Consider the following 18,743-nt stretch of genomic DNA (forward strand, 5'->3'; position numbering starts at 1 on the left):
TTTGGTGAAACAGGTCGTACAGAACTACAAGAGCGGCGAACTGGCCGTGCTCGACGTGCCCGTGCCGGGATGCAAGCCGGGCGGTGTGCTGGTCCGTACCGCGTACTCGCTGATATCCACCGGGACCGAGCTGATGAAGGTGTCCGAGGCCGGCATGTCGATGCTGGGCAAGGCCCGCTCCCGGCCGGACCAGGTGGCGAAGGTCATGCAGAGCGTGGCCACCAACGGCTTACCGGCCACCTACAGCAAGGTCATGGGCAAGCTGGACTCCTACACGCCGCTCGGCTACTCGCTGTGCGGGGTGGTCGAGCAGGTCGGCAGCGGGATCGACGACGTGAAGGTCGGCGACCTGGTGGCCTGCGCCGGCAACGAGCACGCGCTGCACGCCGAGCTGAACTGGGTGCCGAAGAACCTCTACTCCCGTGTGCCGGACGGCCTCGCGCCTCGGCACGCGGCCTTCGGCACGGTCGGGTCGATCGCGCTGCAGGGAGTCCGCCAGGGCGAGCCGCAGCTCGGCGAGGCGGCGCTGGTCATCGGCCTCGGGCTGATCGGGCAGCTGGTGGTGCAGCTCCTGGCGGCCTCGGGGGTCCGCGTCGTCGGCGTCGACCCCGATCCGGCGCGCTGCGAGCTCGCCGAGCGCCTGGGGGCCGAGGCCTGCGGCGATCCCGCGTCGGCGGCCGTGGAAGCAGCCGTCGCCGAGCTCACCGACGGTCACGGGGTGGACCAGGTGTACCTGGCCGCCGGCGGCGGCAGCAACCAGCCCGTCGAGCTGGCCGCCCGGCTGGCCCGGGACCGGGGCCGGGTCGTCGACATCGGCAAGTGCCGCCTGGACCTCCCGTGGAACGCGTACTACGAGAAGGAGCTCGACGTCCGGTTCTCGCGCTCCTACGGCCCCGGGCGCTACGACCCTGCGTACGAGCTCGAAGGGCGGGACTATCCGATCGGGTACGTGCGCTGGACCGAGCGCCGCAACCTGGCGTGCTTCCTCGACCTCCTCTCGCGCGGCAGCGTCGACGTGGAGCCCCTGGTCTCCCACGTCGCCGATTTCGACGACGCCGTCGAGACGTACCGGCGCCTGAAGGACGGCGATCTGAAGGCCGTGGCCGTGCTGTTCCGGTACCCCGAGGGAGACACGGGGGAAGCGGCGGCTCCGGCGGTGGCCGTGCCCGCCGTGAAGCGGAGCGGCGGCGCGGTGTCCGCCCCGGCCCGGGCCGCCGGGAAGCCGGTGCGGCTGGCGTTCGTCGGCGCCGGCAACTACGCGACGTCGATGCTGCTGCCGCATCTGGCGGGGCGCGACGGCGTCGAGCTGTCGACCGTCGTCACCACGACGGCGCTTTCCGCGGCCAACGCGCAGCGGAAGTTCGGCTTCGCCGAGGCGACCACCGATCTCGACGCCGTGCTCGACGACAAGTCCGTCGACGCGGTGTTCGTCGTCACCCGCCACAGCTCGCACGCCGAACTGACCCGGCGGGCGCTGCTCGCGGGCAAGGCGGTGTTCGTGGAGAAGCCCCTCGCGCTCTCCGAGGACGAGCTGGCCGGCGTGCTCGCGGCGGTGGAGGAGTCCGGCAACGACCGGCTGCAGGTGGGCTTCAACCGCCGGTTCTCGCCCCTGCTGCAGGAGGCCAGGGAGCGGTTCGGCGCCCGGAGCGGTCCGGCGAGCCTGCGCTACCTGGTCAACGCGGGCCGGCTCCAGCACGGCAGCTGGTATCTCCGGCAGGGCACCGAGGGCTCGCGCTTCGCCGGCGAGGGCGGCCACTTCATCGACACGGCGAGCTGGCTGCTGGGGGCCGACCCGGTCTCCGTGTACGCGGTCGCCATGTCCGGCGCCGACGACCTGCAGGTCGTACTGCGCTACCCGGACGGGTCCACCGCCACCATCAGCTACGTCACCACCGGCGCGCCCGGCTTCCCCAAGGAGACGCTGGACCTCGTCGCCGACGGAAAGGTGCTGCGGCTCGACGACTTCGTCCGTGCCTCGGTCCACGGCGGCAAGCGGTGGGTCAGTTCGCGGCTGCCGAAGGCCCGGGACAAGGGCCAGAACGCGGAGCTGGCGGCGTTCGTCAGGGCCGTGCGGACCGGCGGGCCGATGCCGGTGCCGCTGGAGTCGCTCGTCGCCACCACGGCGGCCACCCTCGCCGTGCCGGCCGGCCTGGCCGCGGGGGTGCCGGTGACGCTGGCGGGGGCTCGATGACCCTGAGCACGGGCTGGTACCTGCGGCGACTGTCCCGGATGGGGCCGCGGGAGGTCGGCGGCAGGGTGGGCGACGCCCTGCGCAGGCGGCGGTGGCGGTCGGTGCGACCGGACGGCCCGGCGGTGACCGGCGCCCGGTTCACCGCGGTGCTGCCCGAGGGGACGATCGGCGCGGTGCCGCCGGACGCCGCGAAACGTCTCGTCGCCGAGGCGGACCGGCTGATGGCCGGGCACGTCGAGTACTTCGGGGTGGTCCGCGACGACCTGGTGGACCCGGACTGGTGGTACGACCCGAAGACCGGGCGCCGGGCCCCGTGGGGCTACGCCTTCGACGTGCCGTACCGCGACGAGGAGACGGTCGGGGACATCAAGCAGATCTGGGAGCTGTCCCGGCACCAGTACCTCACCGTGCTCGCCGCCGCCTACGCGATCACCGGCGACGAGCGGTACGCCGAGCGGGTGGCCGAGCACCTGCGGTCGTGGTGGGCGGCCAACGCGCCGCTGCGCGGGGTGCACTGGACCAGCGGCATCGAGCTGGGGATCCGGCTGCTCTCCTGGGTGTGGGTCCGGCGGCTGCTCGACGGCTGGCCGGGCGCGGCCGGCCTGTTCGAGGGCAATCCGGTGGCGCTGCGCCAGATCTGGCACCACCAGCGCTGGCTGGCCGCCTTCCCCAGCCGGGGGTCGTCGGCGAACAACCACGTCGTCGCCGAGGCCGCCGGGCAGTTCGCCGCGGCCTGCGCGTTCGACTGGTTCCCCGCCTCGGCGCGTTGGCGGGCGGACGCCCTGCGGACGCTGGACCGGCAGCTGCGGGCCAACACCTTCGGCTCCGGCCTCAACCGCGAGCTGGCCACCGAGTACCACGGGCTGGTCCTGGAGCTGGGCCTGGCCGCGGTGGCCGAGGCGGACGCGGCCGGCGTACCGGTCCCCCCGACGGTCCGGCTGGTGCTGCTGCGGATGACCGACGCGCTCGCCGCCGTCGTGGACAACCGATTACGGCCACCGCGCCAGGGCGACTCCGACGACGGCCACGGTCTGGTCGTCGACGGCGCGGGCACCGACCGCTGGGGTTCTCTGCTGGCCACCGGGGACGCCGTGTTCGGGCGGCTCGACTGGTGGCCGGAGGTGACCGGCACCGATGTGCGTACGCCGCTGCTCGCGGCGCTCGTCCGGCCGTACGCGAAGCCGGGCGGCGCACCGGCCGTGTCCCGGCCGGCGAGCAGGCCGGCCCATTTCGCCGACGCGGGCATGACCATCCTGCGGGGGCCGGGGGAGATCTGGTGCCGCTGCGACGGCGGTCCGCACGGGTTCCTGTCCATCGCCGCGCACGCCCACGCGGACGCCCTGTCCGTGGAGGTCCGGCACGACGGGGTCGACGTGCTCGCCGACCCGGGGACGTACTGCTACCACGGGCAGCCCGAGTGGCGGCAGTACTTCCGGTCGACGCTCGGCCACAACACCCTGCAGTGGGAGGGCGGTGACCAGTCCGTCTCCGGCGGCCCGTTCCTGTGGACCCGCCATGCCCGGAGCCGTGTCCTGGTCGCGGACACCGCCGGCGACGGGGTGGCGCGCTGGTGCGCCGAGCACGACGGGTACGAGCGTTTCACGCACCGCCGCCGGGTGGAGCTGACGGCCGCGAGCCGGGAGCTGCGGGTGGTCGACGAGGTCCACGGCGACGGCGGGGCCGTCCGCCTGGCGTTCCACCTCGGCCCGGCGATCGCCGCGGAGCTGGTGGGGAACCTGGCCGTCCTCACCTGGACGCGGGACGGCGAGGACCGTTCCGCCGCGCTCGACCTGCCCGGGCAGCTGTCCTGGCGGGCGCATCGCGGCGAGAGCCGACCGCCGCTGGGCTGGTACTCCCCCGGTTTCGGGCGCAAGGAACCCTCCACCACGCTGGTCGGCACCGGATTCGCCGACGGCACCACGCTGTCGGGGGAGTTCACCACCGTGCTCAGGTTCCGCGGCTAGGGGGGCGCGTGGTGATCGAGCGGCGGCGCCGGACGGTGCCGACGGCGCCTCCGGTGCGGCTCCCGGGGCTGCTGCCGGTGCTGCTTCTGCTTGCGGCGACCGGCTGTACGGGTACGGCGGACGCCCCGGCGAAGCCGACCCGTACGTCCTCGGCGTCCGGGGCGCCCGCGGCCTCCGGAGCCCCCTCCACCGCCGTGGCCCGGGTGTGCGCCGCACCCGAGGCCGGGCCGGCGAAGGCCCCGGCCGGCGCGGTCACGGTCGACCCGGCGGTGGTCGGCGACCTGGCCGCGAAGACCGGGAGCAGCCCCCCGAACACCACGTTCTGGCTGCGGCCTGGCACACACAGGCTCGAAGCGGACCCCTACGCCCAGGTCGTGCCCAAGGAGGGGAACACCTACCTCGGCGCGCCGGGCGCGGTGCTCGACGGCCGGAGGACCAACCAGTACGCGTTCGGCGGCACCGCCCGCGACGTCACCATCCGCCACCTGACCGTGCAGCGCTTCGTCGCGCCGAACAACGAGGGCGTGGTCAACCACGACATGGCCGACGGGTGGGTGATCGAGCACGCGAGGATCCAGGACAACTCCGGTGCCGGGCTGATGGCCGGTGCCCGTCAGCAGGTCCGCGCCAGCTGCCTGCGCGGCAACGGGCAGTACGGCATGAACGCCTACAAGACCGGCGACTCCGTCAAGGGCCTGGTGGTCGAGGGCAACGAGGTCGTGGGCAACAACACCGACGACTGGGAGCGGCGGCAGCCGGGCTGCGGCTGCACCGCGGGCATCAAGTTCTGGGCGGTCGACGGCGCCGACATCCGCGGCAACTGGGTGCACGACAACCGCGGGGCCGGATTGTGGGCGGACACCAACAACAACGACTTCCGCTTCGAGGACAACGTCATCGAAGCCAACGACGGTGCCGCGCTGATCTACGAGACCAGCTACAACGCGGTCATCAGGAACAACACGATCCGGCGCAACAACGTGGTCGAGGGCCGTGGCCACGCCGAGGACGGCGACGACTTCCCCTACGGGACCGTCTACGTGTCCGAGTCCGGGGGCGAGCCGCGGGTCCCGGCCCGCACGGACAGGATCGAGATCTACGGGAACGTGCTGGAGAACAACTGGTCCGGGATCACCCTGTGGGAGAACGCCGACCGGTTCTGCAACAGCCCGTCCAACACCTCCACCGGGTACTGCACGTTGCTGGTGAAGGACGCGGCCCGCTGCGCGCCTCCGGCGATCGCCGCCGCGCCGCTGCGCGACGACTGCCGGTGGAAGACCCAGCGGGTGGACGTCCACGGCAACCGCTTCGTCCTGGACAAGGCCGCCCTCGACTGCACGGTGGGGTGCGACCGCATGGCGGTGGTGGCCAACTCCGGTACGTCTCCGGAGTGGTCGCCGTACAAGGGTGAGCGGGTCTCCGAGGCGATCACCCGCGGGCAGCGGAACCGCTGGCGCGACAACGTCTACCTCGGACCGTGGACGTTCGTCGCCCACGCCCCGGGCCGCACGCTCGACTTCGGCGACTGGCAGGGCGCGCCGTACCGGCAGGACGCGGGCAGCACCTTCCGCGCGCGGGACGGTGGTTGAGATGGTCGCGGACCACACACCGAAGATCGTCGGAACGGCCTGGGCGCTGCTGGCCCTCAACACGCTCGGCTCCGCCGGGGCGAGGACCGTCGTCCCGCTCCCCCGCTCCCTCATCCAGATGGTCACGATGGGCGCGTTGGTCGCCGCGTTCGCGCTGGCGCTCGTCGTCAACCCCCGGCTGCGCGTCCGGGCCAGTGCCTTCGTCTTCCTGCTCACCCTGCTGCTGGTGCCGAGCGTGATCTCCAGCGTGCACCTGGAGGTCGGCTTCGGCGCGCTGTTCCGCTGTGCCCGGCTGGCCCTCTTCGTCGGCACGCTGTGGCTGCTCAGCCGCTGGTGGGACGGCGGTCCGACGTTCGTCCGGCACCACATCCGGATGTACTTCGCGGTGCTCGTCCTGGTGGCCGTCGGGCTGGTCGTCGCGCCGGGCACGGCCATGCCCGAGTATTACGGAGGGCGCCTCGTCGGCGCGTTGTGGCCGCTCACCCCGCCGCAGATCGGCCAGTACGCCGCGGTGGTGACCGGGCTGACCGTGCTGCTCGTGCTGGGCCGCCGGACCGCCGGGGCCGGTGCGGCGGTCGTCGTCGTGCCGTCGCTCGTCCTGCTCGCCATGACCCACACACGGACGGCCACGCTCGGTCTGATCATCGCGCTGACGCTGGCGATCGGCTCGCTCGTGATGACGAGCGCCGCCGCCCGCCGGGTCTTCGCCTGGGCCGTGCTGTGCGCCACGGTGGCCGCGGTGGTGTTCAGCTCCGCGCTGCGGTCGTGGTTCCTGCGCGGGCAGAGCCAGGAGAACTTCTCCAACCTCACCGGCCGGGCGAAGGTCTGGGACGCCCTCCTGGCGGAGCCGCGGACGCTCGGAGAGCAGGCGCTCGGCACGGGTCTCGGCGACAAGTCGTTCGACGGGCTGCCGATCGACAACAGCTGGCTGGCCGTCTACCACGAGCAGGGTCTGGTCGGCGTCACCATCGTGGCGGCGATGATCCTCGTGCTGGGCGCCGTAGCGCTGCTGCGGCCGCCGTCGCTGCCGAGGGCCTGCGCGATCTTCCTGATCAGCTACTGCGCGATCTCCTCGTACACGGAGGTCGGTCTCGGCGACGCCTCCGCGTATCTACTGCATCTGGCCCTGGCCGCCTCGCTCCTCGTGGCGCCCGCCCCGGCGGGCACACCGCTCCCCGCGGCCGTCCCCACGCCCCTCCAGGAGCCGTCCCCACGCCCCTCCCCGGAGCCGTCCCCACGCCCCTCCCCCCACCCGTCCCCACGGCCCTTCCCACGGCCGAAGTTCCCCGACGACGTATCCCGCGATGGGCCCGGAGGTGACCTGAGCATGCATGTCCTTGTGGTGCACAACCGCTATTCCTCGGCGCAGCCGAGCGGCGAGAACAGGGTGGTCGACGAAGAGGTGGGGCTGCTGCGCGCGGCCGGCCACCGGGTCGACGTCTTCGAGCGGCGCAGCGACGACATCGCCGCCCGGTCGCTCCTCGGCAAGGCCGCCGTGCCGCTCCTCGTGCCGTGGAACCCGGCCGTCCGTACGGAGCTCACCGCCCGGCTCCGCGCCGAGCGGCCGGACGTGGTGCACGTCCACAACGTCTTCCCGCTCCTGTCCCCCGCGGTGCTCGCCGCCTGCGCCGACGCCGGCGTACCGGTCGTCGCCACGCTGCACAACTACACCCAGGTCTGCCCGCCCGGCACGCTGCACCGGGACGGCCGGCCGTGCACCGAGTGCGTCGGGTCGGCGACCTCGCTGCCGGCCGTCCGGCACGGCTGCTACCGGAACTCCCGGCTCGCGACCGTTCCGCTCGCGGTCAGCCTGTCGGTCAACCGGCGGCGCTGGTGGTCCGGCGTGGAGCGGTTCTTCTGCATCTCCGCCGCGCAGCGCGACGTCCTGGTGCGGTCCGGCATGCCGCCCGAGCGGCTTGCCGTGAAGCACAACTTCGTGCCCGAGCCGGGCATCGCCCGAGCGGGCGCGGGCGAGCATCTGCTCTTCCTCGGGCGGCTCGCGGAGACCAAAGGCGTGCGGCTGCTCATGGCCGCGTGGGACGCGGTCGCGGCGGACGGCGGTGTGGGCGTGCCGCTCGTGATCGCCGGCGCGGGGCCGCTGGAGAGCGAGGTGTCCGCCTGGGCGGCGGACCGGGACGACGTGCGGTACGTCGGCCTGTACGACCCCGATCGGTGCCGGCGGGCCGTCGCGCGGTCGGTCGCCGTGGTGGCGCCGTCGATGTCGCTGGAGACGTTCGGCCTGGTCGTCGCGGAGGCGATGGCGGCCGGGGTCCCGGCCGTCGCCGCCGCTCACGGCGCCTTCGTCGAGCTCGTCGACGACGGGGTGACCGGGCTGCTGCACGCGCCGGGCGATGCCGCCTCGCTCGCGGCCCGCCTGCGCCGGATCGCGACCGATCCGGCCCTCAACCGGGAGATGGGACAGGCGGCCCGGCGCCGTTACGAGCGGGACTTCAGCCCGGCGGTCGGGCTGGAGCGCCTGGTGGAGGAGTACCACGCCGCGATAGCGGGGTGGTCCGGCGGCGGGGACGGCCCGCTGCCGACAGGGGACGAGAGCACTGGCTCGCGGCGGGGCACCGGCGCGAGCGGGATGGGGGAATGAGATGACACGATGCCGACTCTGCGGCTCGGCGGCGCTGGCCAGCGTCGTCGACCTGGGGGCGACGCCGCCGTGCGAGAGCTTTCTCGCCGCGGACCGGCTGGACCGGCCGGAGCCCGCGTACCCGCTGCACCTGCGGGTCTGCACGGAGTGCTGGCTGGCGCAGATCCCACCGCTGATCACACCGGAGGACACGTTCCAGGAGTACGCGTACTTCTCCTCGTACTCGACGTCCTGGGTGGAGCACGCGCGTACGTTCGTCGACGGCGCCGTACAGCGGATCGGTCTCGGCGAGGACGCCTTCGTGGTCGAGGTCGCGAGCAACGACGGATACCTGCTGAGGCACGTGGTGGACCGCGGGATCCGCTGCCTCGGCATCGAGCCGTCGGTGAACGTCGGCGCCGCGGCGCGGGAGGCCGGGGTCCCGACGCTCACGGAGTTCCTGAGCCCGGACACCGGCGCGGCCGTCCGCGCCGAGCACGGCCCGGCGGACCTGGTCGTGGCCAACAACGTGTACGCGCACATCCCCGACGTGGTCGGCTTCACCCGGGGGCTGCGCGCCCTGGTCGCCGACGACGGCTGGGTCTCCGTCGAGGTGCAGCACCTGCTGACCCTGATCGAGGAGAACCAGTACGACACGATCTACCACGAGCACTTCCAGTACTACACGGTCGCATCCGCGATCCGGGCGCTCGCGAGCGGCGGACTCTCGCTCGTGGACGTCGAGCTGCTGCCCACGCACGGCGGTTCCATCCGGCTGTGGGCCCGGCCGGCCGAGGTGGCGGGCGAGCCGTCCCGGAGGGTGGCCGAGGTGCTCGACCGGGAGAAGGCGGCCGGGCTCCAGGAGCTGTCGGGATACGCCGAGTTCTCCGCCCGGGTCGCCAAGGTGCGCCGGGACCTGCTGAAGTTCCTCATCGAGGCGGCCGAGCGCGGCAAGACGGTCGTCGGCTACGGCGCCCCGGGCAAGGGCAACACCCTGCTCAACCACTGCGGCATCCGGCCCGACCTGCTCGCGTACACGGTCGACCGGAATCCCTACAAGCACGGCAGGTTCACCCCGGGCACCCGTATCCCGATCCTGCCGCCCGAGCGGATCGCCGCCGACAGGCCGGACTACGTCCTCGTCCTCCCGTGGAACCTGCGGGCCGAGCTGGTCGAGCAGCTGTCCTTCGTGCACGAGTGGGGCGGCCGCCTGGTCTTCCCCATACCGGAGCTGAGCATTGTGGAGGTCAAGCCGTGAAGGTCGTGCTGTTCTGCGGCGGTTACGGGATGCGGATGCGCAACGGCGCCTCCGACGACGTGCCCAAGCCGATGGCGATGGTCGGGCCGCGGCCACTGATCTGGCACGTCATGCGGTACTACGCGCACTTCGGGCACAAGGAGTTCATCCTGTGCCTCGGATACGGCGCGCACCACATCAAGGACTTCTTCCTCAACTACGAGGAGACGACGTCCAACGACTTCGTGCTGCGCGGCGGGCGGACCGAGCTGCTGTCCACCGACATCGCCGACTGGACGATCACCTTCGCCCAGACCGGCATCGAGTCGCCGATCGGGGAACGGCTCCGCCGGGTGCGGCACCACCTGGAGGGCGACGAGATGTTCCTCGCCAACTACGCCGACGTGCTCACCGACGCCCCGCTGCCGGAGATGATCGAGAAGTTCTCCCGGCGCGACGCCGGCGCGTCGATGATGGTGGTGCCGCCGCAGTCCTCGTTCCACTGCGTGGAGCTGGGCGAGGACGGACTGGTGGGAGGCATCACCGCGGTCAGCGAACTGCCGCTGTGGGAGAACGGCGGCTACTTCGTGCTCCGTCAGGAGGTCTTCGACCACATACCGGAGAACGGGGACCTGGTCGCCGACGGGTGCGCCGCCCTGGCCAAGGAGGGCCGGCTCGTGGCGCACCGGCACCGGGGCTTCTGGAAGCCGACCGACACCGTGAAGGAGCGGGCCGCGCTCGACGAGGCCTACGCCCGGGGCGACCGCCCGTGGGCCGTGTGGGAGCGGGGCGGCGCGGCGGCGGCCGCGGCCGTCGCCGGAGCACGGGCGTGATCCGGCTCGGGGCCGGACGCCTCGACCGGGTCGTCGCGGTGGGCGCGCACTGCGACGACATCGCGATCGGCGCCGGGGGCACGCTGCTCACGCTCTGCCTCGCGCGGCCGGGCATCCGCGTCGACGCGCTGGTGCTCTCCGGCGGTGGCGGCGAGCGGGAGCAGGAGGAGCGGGCCGCGCTCGCCGCCTTCTGCCCGGGCGCCGACCTCCGGCTGACCGTGCACAAGCTGCCGGACGGCCGGCTGCCCGCGCACTGGGACGAGGCCAAGGGCGCGATCGAGGAGCTGCGCGGGCAGACCGAGCCCGATCTGGTCCTCGCCCCGCGCACCGAGGACGCGCACCAGGACCACCGCGGCCTGGCACGGCTCATGACCACGGCGTTCCGCGACCACCTCGTGCTCGGCTACGAGATCGTCAAGTGGGACGGCGACCTCGGCCGACCGGCGGCGTACCAGCCGCTGACGCCGGAGATCGCCGAACGGAAGGTGCGGCTGCTGCAGGAGCACTACCCCTCGCAGCGGCACCGTCCCTGGTACGACCGGGAGGCCTTCCTCGGCCTCGCCCGGATCCGCGGCATCGAATGCCACGCGCGCTACGCCGAGGCGTTCGACATCACCAAACTCACTCTCGACCTGGGGGAATGAACCTTGCGCGTACTGCTGACCGGACACCAGGGCTACCTGGGCACCGTCATGGCCCCCGTCCTCACGGCCGCCGGGCACGAGGTCGTCGGTCTCGACGCCGGACTGTTCGCCGGCTGTGTGCTCGGCCCGACGCCCGCGGACCCGTCCGGGCACCGGGTGGACCTGCGTGACGTCACGGCCGAGCACGTGGCCGGCGTGGACGCCGTGATCCACCTCGCCGCGCTCTCCAACGACCCGCTGGGGTCGCTGGCACCGGACCTCACCTACGACATCAACCACCACGCGTCCGTCCGGCTCGCCCGGCTGGCCAAGGACGCCGGGGTGGGACGCTTCCTGTACGCGTCGACGTGCTCGGTCTACGGCGCGGCGGGCGGCGACGACCTGGTCGCCGAGGACGCCCCGCTGCGGCCTGTGACGCCGTACGCGGAGTCGAAGGTGCGGGTGGAGGACGACCTGCACGCGCTGGCCGACGGCGACTTCAGCCCGGTGTACATGCGCAACGCCACCGCCTTCGGCTACTCGCCCCGGCTGCGCGCCGACATCGTGCTGAACAACCTGGTGGGCCACGCGCTGCTGTCCGGCGAGGTGCTCGTCCTCTCCGACGGCACCCCCTGGCGCCCGCTGGTGCACGCCGCCGACATCGCCCGGGCCTTCACGGCCGCGCTGGCCGCGCCGCGCGAGGCGGTGCACGACCTGGCGTTCAACATCGGCAGCGAGGTCAACAACGTCACGGTCGCCGAGATCGCCGAGGAGGTCGCCGAGGCGGTGCCCGGTTCGAAGGTGCGGATCACCGGGGAGAACGGCGCCGACCCGCGGTCGTACCGCGTGGACTTCTCCCGGTTCCGTGCGGCGGTCCCCGGCTTCGACTGCGAGTGGACGGTGCGGCGGGGCGCGCTCGAACTCGCCGACGCCTACCGGAAGCACGGCCTGACCCGGGAGGACTTCGAGCAGCGCTTCACCCGGCTCGCCGTGCTGCGCGCGGCGTCCGGCGCCGGCTCCGTCGACGACACCCTGCGGTGGCGCCGATGACGGGGCCCGGCGAGGAGATGCACGCACTGGTGGAGCGGTTGTACCCGCTGTGCCGGAGCATCACCGGTGACGGTGTGCGCGCCACGCTGGACATCGTCGGCGAGTACATCCCGCTCCAGGTCCACGAGGTGCCGACCGGCACCCAGGTCCTCGACTGGACGGTGCCGCAGGAGTGGAACATCCGGGACGCGTACGTCGCCGACTCCACCGGCAGGCGGGTCGTCGACTTCGCCGCGTCCAGCCTGCACGTGCTCGGCTACAGCGTGCCGGTGTCGGCGACGATGCCGCTGGCCGAGCTGCGCGAACACCTGCACACCCTGCCGGACCACCCGTCCTGGGTGCCGTACCGGACCAGCTACTACAAGCCGGAATGGGGGTTCTGCCTGGCCCAGGAGACCCTGGACGCGCTGCCGGACGGCGACTACGAGGTGTGTGTCGACTCCACGCTCGCCGACGGCCACCTCACCTACGCGGAGCATGTGGTCCGCGGGCAGGTCGCCGACGAGGTGATCGTCTCCTGCCACGTCTGCCATCCGGCGCTGGCCAACGACAACATGGCCGGCGTCGCGGTGGCGGTGTTCCTGGCCCGGGCGCTGGCGGAGCAGAAGCCGTACCACACCTACCGGTTCGTCTTCGCCCCCGGAACGATCGGGGCGATCACCTGGCTGGCCCGCAACGCGGAGCGGGTGGAGAAGGTCAGGCACGGTCTCGTGCTCGCCTGCGCCGGTGACCGGGGCAGCCTGACGTACAAGCGGAGCAGGCGCGGCGACGCGGGGATCGACCGGGCGATGCGGCATGTGCTCGCCGCGTCCGGACGCCCGCACCGGATCGACGAGTTCACCCCGTACGGCTACGACGAGCGGCAGTACTGCTCGCCCGGGTTCGATCTCGGCGTGGGCTCGCTCACCCGGACCCCGTACGCCGGCTATCCCGAGTACCACACCTCGGCCGACAACCCGGACTTCGTCTCCCCGGAGGCGATGGCCGACACGCTCGCCGTCTGCCGCGAGGCCTTCGGCGTGCTCGACCGGGACCGGCGGTACGTCAACCTCAGCCCTTACGGCGAACCGCAGTTGGGCCGACGCGGGTTGTACGACGCGCTCGGCGGCCGCAGCGACACCAAGCAGGCCCAGATGGCCATGCTCTGGGTGCTCAACCTCTCGGACGGCGAGCACAGCCTGCTGGACGTCGCCGAGCGGGCCGGGCTGCCGTTCGACACCGTCGCCGCCGCGGCCGACGCCCTGCTCGACGCCGGGCTGATCAAGGAGTGACCCCGATGACCACCACCGAGGGGGAGAAGACGACGGGATCCGCCGGGTCCGTCCGGCGGGCGATCGTCGGCCGGCTGTCCTGGGGGCTGGCCGACCAGGCGGCCTCCAGCATGACCAACTTCGCGGTGGGGATCTACGTGGCCCGCTCGCTCGGGCTGGGCGCGTTCGGTGTGTTCAGCCTCGCCTGGGTGACCTACGGCGTCGTGCTCAACGTCGCCCGCGGGCTGGCCACCGACCCCCTGGTGGTGCGCTTCAGCGGCGGGCCGGAGGCGTCCTGGCGCGGGGCGGTGCCCCGTTCGGCGGGCACCGCGCTCGGCGTCGGAGCCGTCATCGGCACGGCGTGCCTGGCGGCCGGAGCGGGGATCGGCGGCCCGTTGGGGAGCGCGTTCGTCTGCCTCGGCGTCGCGCTGCCGGGGCTGCTCCTGCAGGACGCCTGGCGGTTCGCGTTCTTCGCCGCCGGCTCCGGACGGAAGGCGTTCGTCAACGACGTCGTGTGGGGCGTCGCGCTCGTGCCGGCCATGGTCGTGGCGGCCCGCGTGGGCAGTGTCGCCGCCTTCGTGCTCGCCTGGGGCGGGTCCGCCGCGGTCGCCGCGGTGTACGGCTGCTTCCAGTCCGGCATCCGGCCACGGCCTGCCGGGGCGCGCGCGTGGCTCCGCGAGCAGCGCGACCTCGGATCCCGGTACCTCGTCGAGAACGTCAGCCTCAGCGGCGCGAGCCAGCTGCGGGCCTACGGGCTCGGCGCGATCGCCGGGGTCGGCGCGGTGGGTGCGGTCCGGGGCGCCGAGCTCCTGCTCGGCCCGTTCCTCGCCGTGCTGATGGGCCTGTCGCTCGTCACCGTCGCCGAGGCGGCCCGGGTGCTGCGGCAGGCCTCGCACCGCCTCGGCACGTTCTGCCTCCTGCTGGGCGGCGGGCAGGCCGCCGCCGCGCTCCTCTGGGGCGGGGCGCTGCTCCTCGTACCGGCCCGGCTGGGCGAGCTCGTGCTCGGCGGCGTCTGGCACTCCGCCGCGCAGCTCGTCGTGCCGGCCACGCTCGGCGTCGCGGGCGCCAGCCTCGGCACCGGCGCGGCGGCCGGGCTGCGCGCGCTCGGCGCGGCCCGGCGCAGTCTGCGCTGCCAGTTGTTCGCCTCCGCCCTCTATGTCGGCGGCGGACTCGGCGGAGCGCTCGCGGCCGGCGCGGTCGGCTCGGCCTGGGGCGTCGCCGCCGCGACCGTCGGCAGCTCCGCCGTGTGGTGGCTGGAGCTGCGCTCCGCCCTGCGCGAGCACCACCAAGAACCGATCACCGAAGTGAGGACGTCATGACCGCCCACCCCCGGCTCGGCATCGGGCTGCCCGTCTACAACGGCGAGGAGTACCTCGCCGAATCCCTCGACGCCCTGCTCGGCCAGACCTACACGGACTTCGAGCTGGTCATCTCCGACAACGCCTCGACTGACGCCACGCAGGAGATCTGCCGCGACTACGCCGCCCGGGACCCGCGCATCCGGTACATCCGCCTGCTGCGGAACATCGGTGCCGCGCCGAACCACAACTACGTGTTCACCGAGTGCCACGGCGAGCTGTTCAAGTGGGCCTCGCACGACGACCTGTACGCGAGGGACCTGCTGCGGCGGTGCGTGGAGGCGCTGGACGAGCGGCCGGACGTGATCCTCGCCCACGCCGACCAGGCGGTCATCGACGGCGACGGCCAGGTGAAGGTCCCGTACGAGTACGGGCTCGCCACCGCCTCCCCGAGCGCGCCGGAGCGTTTCCGCAGCATGCTGTTCGAGCCCGGGGGCGACGACTTCTACGGGGTGATGCGGGCCGACGTGCTGCGCCGGGTGCGGCCGCACGACAGCTACCACCACGCGGACCGCACGTTCGTCGCCGAGATCGGCCTGAACGGGCCCTTCCACCAGGTGCCGGAGCTGCTGTACTTCCGCCGCGACCACCCGACCCGCGCCGAGCGGGCGAACCCCTCCAAGCGGTCCCGGTGCGTCAACCTGGATCCGCGCCGGGCGGGCGCGCTGCACCCGACGCCCCGGCTGCTGGCCGAGTACGTCTGGGGCTTCGTCGCCGCGATCCGGCGGGCGCCCCTGTCCGCGGCCGACCGGCGCGCGTGCTACCGCCACCTGGCCGAGTGGATGAGCAGCCGGGCCCGGCCGGGGGCCGGCGAGCGGGTCGAGGACCGCGCCCCGGTCGACCCGAGCCGCCTGACGGTCTCGGTCGACGCCCTCGTCGCGGGCCGCGAGGGCCGTGAGGGCCGTGAGGGCCGTGCCGGGAGGCGTGGGTGACGGCCGCTCGTGAAGCACCGGTGCACGTCGGGGTGTTCGGTCTCCTCGGCTCCGGCAACCTCGGCAACGACGGGTCGCTCGAAGCGGTACTGGGATACCTCCGCGCCGAACACCCTGAGGCGGTCGTGGACGCGCTGTGCGGCGGCCCCGGGGCCGTCACGGCCCGGTACGGGATCCCCGCGACCCGGCTGCACTGGTACCGCGGGGAGTACCGGACCGCGTCGCGTGCGGGCGCGGTCGCGGCGAAGGGGCTCGGCAAGCTCGTCGACGTCCTCCGCACCGGCGCCTGGGTGCGCCGGCACGACGTGGTGATCGTGCCGGGCATGGGCGTCCTGGAGGCCACGCTGCCACTGCGGCCGTGGGGATTCCCGTATGCGCTGTTCCTGCTCTGTGCGACGGGCCGGCTGTTCGGCACCCGGGTGGCGCTGGTGGGCGTCGGCGCCGGCGCGATCGGCGACCGGCCGACCCGCGCCCTGGTGCGCTGGTCGGCGCGGCTCGCCGCGTACCGGTCGTACCGGGACACCCAGTCGCGCGACGCGATGCGGGCGATGGGCGTGGACACCGCGCGCGACGAGGTCCACCCGGACCTCGCGTTCGCCCTGCCGGCGCCGGAGGCGACCACGCCCCCCGGTCCGCCGGGAACGGTCTGCGTCGGGGTCATGGACTTCCACGGCGGGAACGACGACCGCGCGCGGGCCGAGGAGATCCACCGGCGCTACGTCGAGGGAACGACCCGCTTCGTCCGCGCGCTGGTCGAGGACGGCAGGCCGGTCCGGCTGCTCACCGGCGACGCGTGCGACGCGCGGGTGGTCGCCGCGATCCTCGACGCGGTGGACTCGCCGCTGGTCACCGCCGCCGAGACGGCCTCCCTGACCGACCTGATGAAGGAGACGGCGGCCGCCGACACCGTGGTGGCGACCCGGTACCACAACCTGGTGTGCGCGTTGAAGGTCGGCACGCCGACGCTCGCGCTCAGCTACGCGGCGAAGAGCGACGCGCTCATGGCCCGCATGGGGCTCGCCTCGTACTGCCACCCGGCGCGCGAGGTCGACGCCGAACGGCTGCTGGAGCAGTTCCGGGAGCTGGAGAAGCGATCGGCCGAACTGCGCCGGACCCTGACCGAGCGGAACGCTTCCACCGCCCGCCACCTCGCGGACCAGTTCACCGCGCTGACGAAGACCCTGTTCCCGGCAACCGCCCACACCTCCCTCCACACCTCGCGGAAGGCTCCATGAAAGCGACCGAAGTCCCGGAGATCGCCGGCGCGTACCTGTTCGAGCCGACGCCGTACGCCGACGAGCGCGGCTTCTTCAGCCGTACCTTCGACGCCGACGTGGTCCGCTCGGTGGGCCTCGACCCGAACGCCTTCGTCCAGGACAGCCTGTCCCGCTCGGTCCGGGGCGTACTGCGCGGCCTGCACCTGCGCTCCGGCGCCGGCGAGGCCAAGCTCGTGCGGTGCTCGTACGGGAGGATCTTCGACGTCGTCGTGGACCTGCGGGCGGACTCGCCGACCTACCGGAACCGGGCCTTCGTCGAGCTGTCCGACGAGACGCAGGCGACCCTCTACATCCCGGCGGGGTGCGCCCACGGCTTCCAGGCGCTCACCGAGACCGCCGACACCTCGTACCGGATCGACCGACCGCACGATCCGGCCGAGGACGTGACGATCGCCTTCGACGACCCGGAGCTCGCCATTCCCTGGCCGTTGCCGGCCACCTCGATGTCCCGGCGGGACCGGGAGGCGCCGAGCCTCGCCGAGGTCCTGAAGCAGAAGGAGAGCTGAGGCCGCCATGGACACCGAAGACACCGAAGACACCGGCGAGCTCGTCCTCCCCCGGTCGCGGCAGGCGAACGAGCGGCTGCACGCCCTGGTCCCCGGGGGCGCGCACACCTATGCCAAGGGCGACGACCAGTACCCCGAGAACCTGGCTCCGGTCATCAGCCACGGCCGCGGAGCCCATGTGTGGGACGTCGACGGCAACCGCTACATCGAGTACGGCTCCGGCCTGCGCTCGGTCAGCCTCGGTCACGCCCACCCCCGCGTGGTCGAGGCGGTGCGGCGGGAGCTCGACCGCGGCAGCAACTTCGTCCGGCCGTCGGTCATGGAGATCGAGGCGGCGGAACGCTTCCTCGCCACGGTGCCGACCGCCGAGATGGTGAAGTTCGCGAAGAACGGCTCCGACGCGACCACCGCGGCGGTGCGCCTGGCCCGCGCCGTCACCGGCCGGCCACGCGTGGCCCTCTGCGGCGACCACCCCTTCTTCTCGACCGACGACTGGTTCATCGGCACCACGCCGATGTCCGCCGGCATTCCGGCCGCGACCGGCGAACTCACCGTGGCGTTCCCCTACGGGGACCTGGCCGCCACGGAGCAACTGCTCAGCCGGTACGAGGGCGAGGTCGCCTGCCTGATCCTCGAACCCGCCACCCACACCGAGCCCCCGCCCGGGTACCTCGCCGGTCTGCGCGAGCTGGCCGACCGCCACGGCTGCGTCCTGGTCTTCGACGAGATGATCACCGGCTTCCGCTGGTCCGAGGCGGGCGCCCAGGGCCTGTACGGCGTGGTCCCCGACCTCTCCACGTTCGGCAAGGCGCTGGGCAACGGCTTCGCCGTGTCCGCCCTGGCCGGCCGCCGCGAGCTGATGGAGTGGGGCGGGCTGCGTCACTCCGGCGACCGGGTCTTCCTGCTGTCCACGACCCACGGCGCGGAGACACACTCCCTGGCGGCCGCCATGGCCGTGCAGACCACCTACACCGAGGAGGACATCACCGCCCGGCTCCACACGCTCGGCGAGCGCCTGGCCACCGGCGTCCGCGAGGCCGCGGCCTCCATGGGCGTGGGCGACCACCTCGTCGTCCGGGGCCGGGCCAGCAACCTGGTCTTCGCCACGCTCGACGAGCACGGGCGGCCCTCGCAGGAGTACCGCACGCTGTTCCTGCGCCGCCTCCTGGCGGGCGGCGTCCTGGCCCCGTCGTTCGTGGTGAGCAGCGCGCTCGACGACACCGACATCGACCACACCGTCGATGTGGTGGCGCAGGCGTGTGCGGTGTACCGGAAGGCGCTGGACGCCGCGGACCCCACCCCCTGGCTGGCCGGGCGCCCGGTGAAGCCTGTGTTCCGCCGCGCGGTGTGACCTG

Annotated in this window: 14 protein-coding genes and 1 pseudogene; all 15 read left to right on the forward strand. The window is 73.2% G+C overall.

What is annotated here, in order from left to right; translation table 11 throughout:
• Nucleotides 1-4 precede the first annotated feature (4 nt).
• The 15 genes and pseudogenes from DEJ46_RS02535 to DEJ46_RS02605 all read left to right on the forward strand — a co-directional run bounded on the left by DEJ46_RS02535 (nt 5) and on the right by DEJ46_RS02605 (nt 18,739).
• A complete protein-coding gene (locus tag DEJ46_RS02535; RefSeq protein ID WP_150263954.1) occupies nt 5-2,191 on the forward strand; it encodes a bi-domain-containing oxidoreductase in 2,187 nt (728 codons plus the stop codon).
• Nucleotides 2,188-4,155: a heparinase II/III family protein gene (locus DEJ46_RS02540; RefSeq protein WP_150263955.1), complete on the forward strand. Its 1,968-nt coding sequence runs from the start codon at nt 2,188-2,190 to the stop codon at nt 4,153-4,155. The genes DEJ46_RS02535 and DEJ46_RS02540 overlap by 4 nt, the downstream gene beginning before the upstream one ends.
• Before the next feature lie 11 nt (nt 4,156-4,166).
• The gene (locus DEJ46_RS02545) at nt 4,167-5,744 is read left to right on the forward strand and encodes a right-handed parallel beta-helix repeat-containing protein (RefSeq protein WP_411757807.1); all 1,578 of its coding nucleotides are present in this window, start codon (nt 4,167-4,169) and stop codon (nt 5,742-5,744) included.
• Between the two features lies 1 nt (nt 5,745).
• Nucleotides 5,746-7,064: pseudogene (locus DEJ46_RS02550) on the forward strand (O-antigen ligase domain-containing protein).
• A gap of 7 nt (nt 7,065-7,071) precedes the next feature.
• Nucleotides 7,072-8,343, forward strand: coding sequence for a glycosyltransferase (locus tag DEJ46_RS02555; protein ID WP_150274022.1), 1,272 nt, complete (start codon nt 7,072-7,074; stop codon nt 8,341-8,343).
• Nucleotide 8,344: 1 nt separating this feature from the next.
• Nucleotides 8,345-9,580 (forward strand): class I SAM-dependent methyltransferase, encoded by a 1,236-nt coding sequence (locus DEJ46_RS02560; RefSeq protein WP_150263957.1) that lies wholly within the window; start codon nt 8,345-8,347, stop codon nt 9,578-9,580.
• A complete protein-coding gene (locus DEJ46_RS02565; RefSeq protein WP_150263958.1) occupies nt 9,577-10,392 on the forward strand; it encodes a glucose-1-phosphate cytidylyltransferase in 816 nt (271 codons plus the stop codon). The genes DEJ46_RS02560 and DEJ46_RS02565 overlap by 4 nt, the downstream gene beginning before the upstream one ends.
• Nucleotides 10,389-11,036 carry a PIG-L deacetylase family protein gene (locus tag DEJ46_RS02570; RefSeq protein ID WP_150263959.1) on the forward strand — a complete coding sequence of 216 codons (648 nt, stop codon included), beginning with the start codon at nt 10,389-10,391 and terminating at the stop codon, nt 11,034-11,036. Before DEJ46_RS02565 ends, DEJ46_RS02570 begins: the two co-directional genes overlap by 4 nt.
• A 3-nt stretch (nt 11,037-11,039) precedes the next feature.
• Nucleotides 11,040-12,065: an NAD-dependent epimerase/dehydratase family protein gene (locus DEJ46_RS02575; RefSeq protein WP_150263960.1), complete on the forward strand. Its 1,026-nt coding sequence runs from the start codon at nt 11,040-11,042 to the stop codon at nt 12,063-12,065.
• Nucleotides 12,062-13,336: a DUF4910 domain-containing protein gene (locus tag DEJ46_RS02580; protein ID WP_190622394.1), complete on the forward strand. Its 1,275-nt coding sequence runs from the start codon at nt 12,062-12,064 to the stop codon at nt 13,334-13,336. Before DEJ46_RS02575 ends, DEJ46_RS02580 begins: the two co-directional genes overlap by 4 nt.
• Before the next feature lie 5 nt (nt 13,337-13,341).
• Entirely contained in the window at nt 13,342-14,634 is a 1,293-nt protein-coding gene (locus DEJ46_RS02585; RefSeq protein WP_150263962.1) for a hypothetical protein, read from the forward strand.
• Complete coding sequence (locus DEJ46_RS02590) at nt 14,631-15,605, forward strand: glycosyltransferase family 2 protein (RefSeq protein ID WP_150263963.1); 975 nt, start codon at nt 14,631-14,633, stop codon at nt 15,603-15,605. The genes DEJ46_RS02585 and DEJ46_RS02590 overlap by 4 nt, the downstream gene beginning before the upstream one ends.
• Nucleotides 15,602-16,840: a polysaccharide pyruvyl transferase family protein gene (locus DEJ46_RS02595; RefSeq protein WP_150263964.1), complete on the forward strand. Its 1,239-nt coding sequence runs from the start codon at nt 15,602-15,604 to the stop codon at nt 16,838-16,840. The genes DEJ46_RS02590 and DEJ46_RS02595 overlap by 4 nt, the downstream gene beginning before the upstream one ends.
• A complete protein-coding gene (gene rfbC, locus DEJ46_RS02600) occupies nt 16,837-17,388 on the forward strand; it encodes a dTDP-4-dehydrorhamnose 3,5-epimerase (RefSeq protein ID WP_150263965.1) in 552 nt (183 codons plus the stop codon). Before DEJ46_RS02595 ends, rfbC begins: the two co-directional genes overlap by 4 nt.
• A 7-nt stretch (nt 17,389-17,395) precedes the next feature.
• Nucleotides 17,396-18,739 carry a glutamate-1-semialdehyde 2,1-aminomutase gene (locus tag DEJ46_RS02605; protein ID WP_150263966.1) on the forward strand — a complete coding sequence of 448 codons (1,344 nt, stop codon included), beginning with the start codon at nt 17,396-17,398 and terminating at the stop codon, nt 18,737-18,739.
• Nucleotides 18,740-18,743: the final 4 nt, after the last annotated feature.

This window comes from Streptomyces venezuelae, from assembly GCF_008642375.1.
Taxonomy (GTDB): Bacteria; Actinomycetota; Actinomycetes; order Streptomycetales; family Streptomycetaceae; genus Streptomyces; species Streptomyces venezuelae_G.

Coding starts and splice junctions, on each gene's coding strand:
- DEJ46_RS02585 (WP_150263962.1), top strand. CDS start 13,342: ATGACCACCACCGAGGGGGAGAAGACGACGGGATCCGCCGGGTCCGTC.
- DEJ46_RS02555 (WP_150274022.1), top strand. CDS start 7,072: ATGCATGTCCTTGTGGTGCACAACCGCTATTCCTCGGCGCAGCCGAGC.
- DEJ46_RS02560 (WP_150263957.1), top strand. CDS start 8,345: ATGACACGATGCCGACTCTGCGGCTCGGCGGCGCTGGCCAGCGTCGTC.
- DEJ46_RS02580 (WP_190622394.1), top strand. CDS start 12,062: ATGACGGGGCCCGGCGAGGAGATGCACGCACTGGTGGAGCGGTTGTAC.
- rfbC (WP_150263965.1), top strand. CDS start 16,837: ATGAAAGCGACCGAAGTCCCGGAGATCGCCGGCGCGTACCTGTTCGAG.
- DEJ46_RS02540 (WP_150263955.1), top strand. CDS start 2,188: ATGACCCTGAGCACGGGCTGGTACCTGCGGCGACTGTCCCGGATGGGG.
- DEJ46_RS02605 (WP_150263966.1), top strand. CDS start 17,396: ATGGACACCGAAGACACCGAAGACACCGGCGAGCTCGTCCTCCCCCGG.
- DEJ46_RS02590 (WP_150263963.1), top strand. CDS start 14,631: ATGACCGCCCACCCCCGGCTCGGCATCGGGCTGCCCGTCTACAACGGC.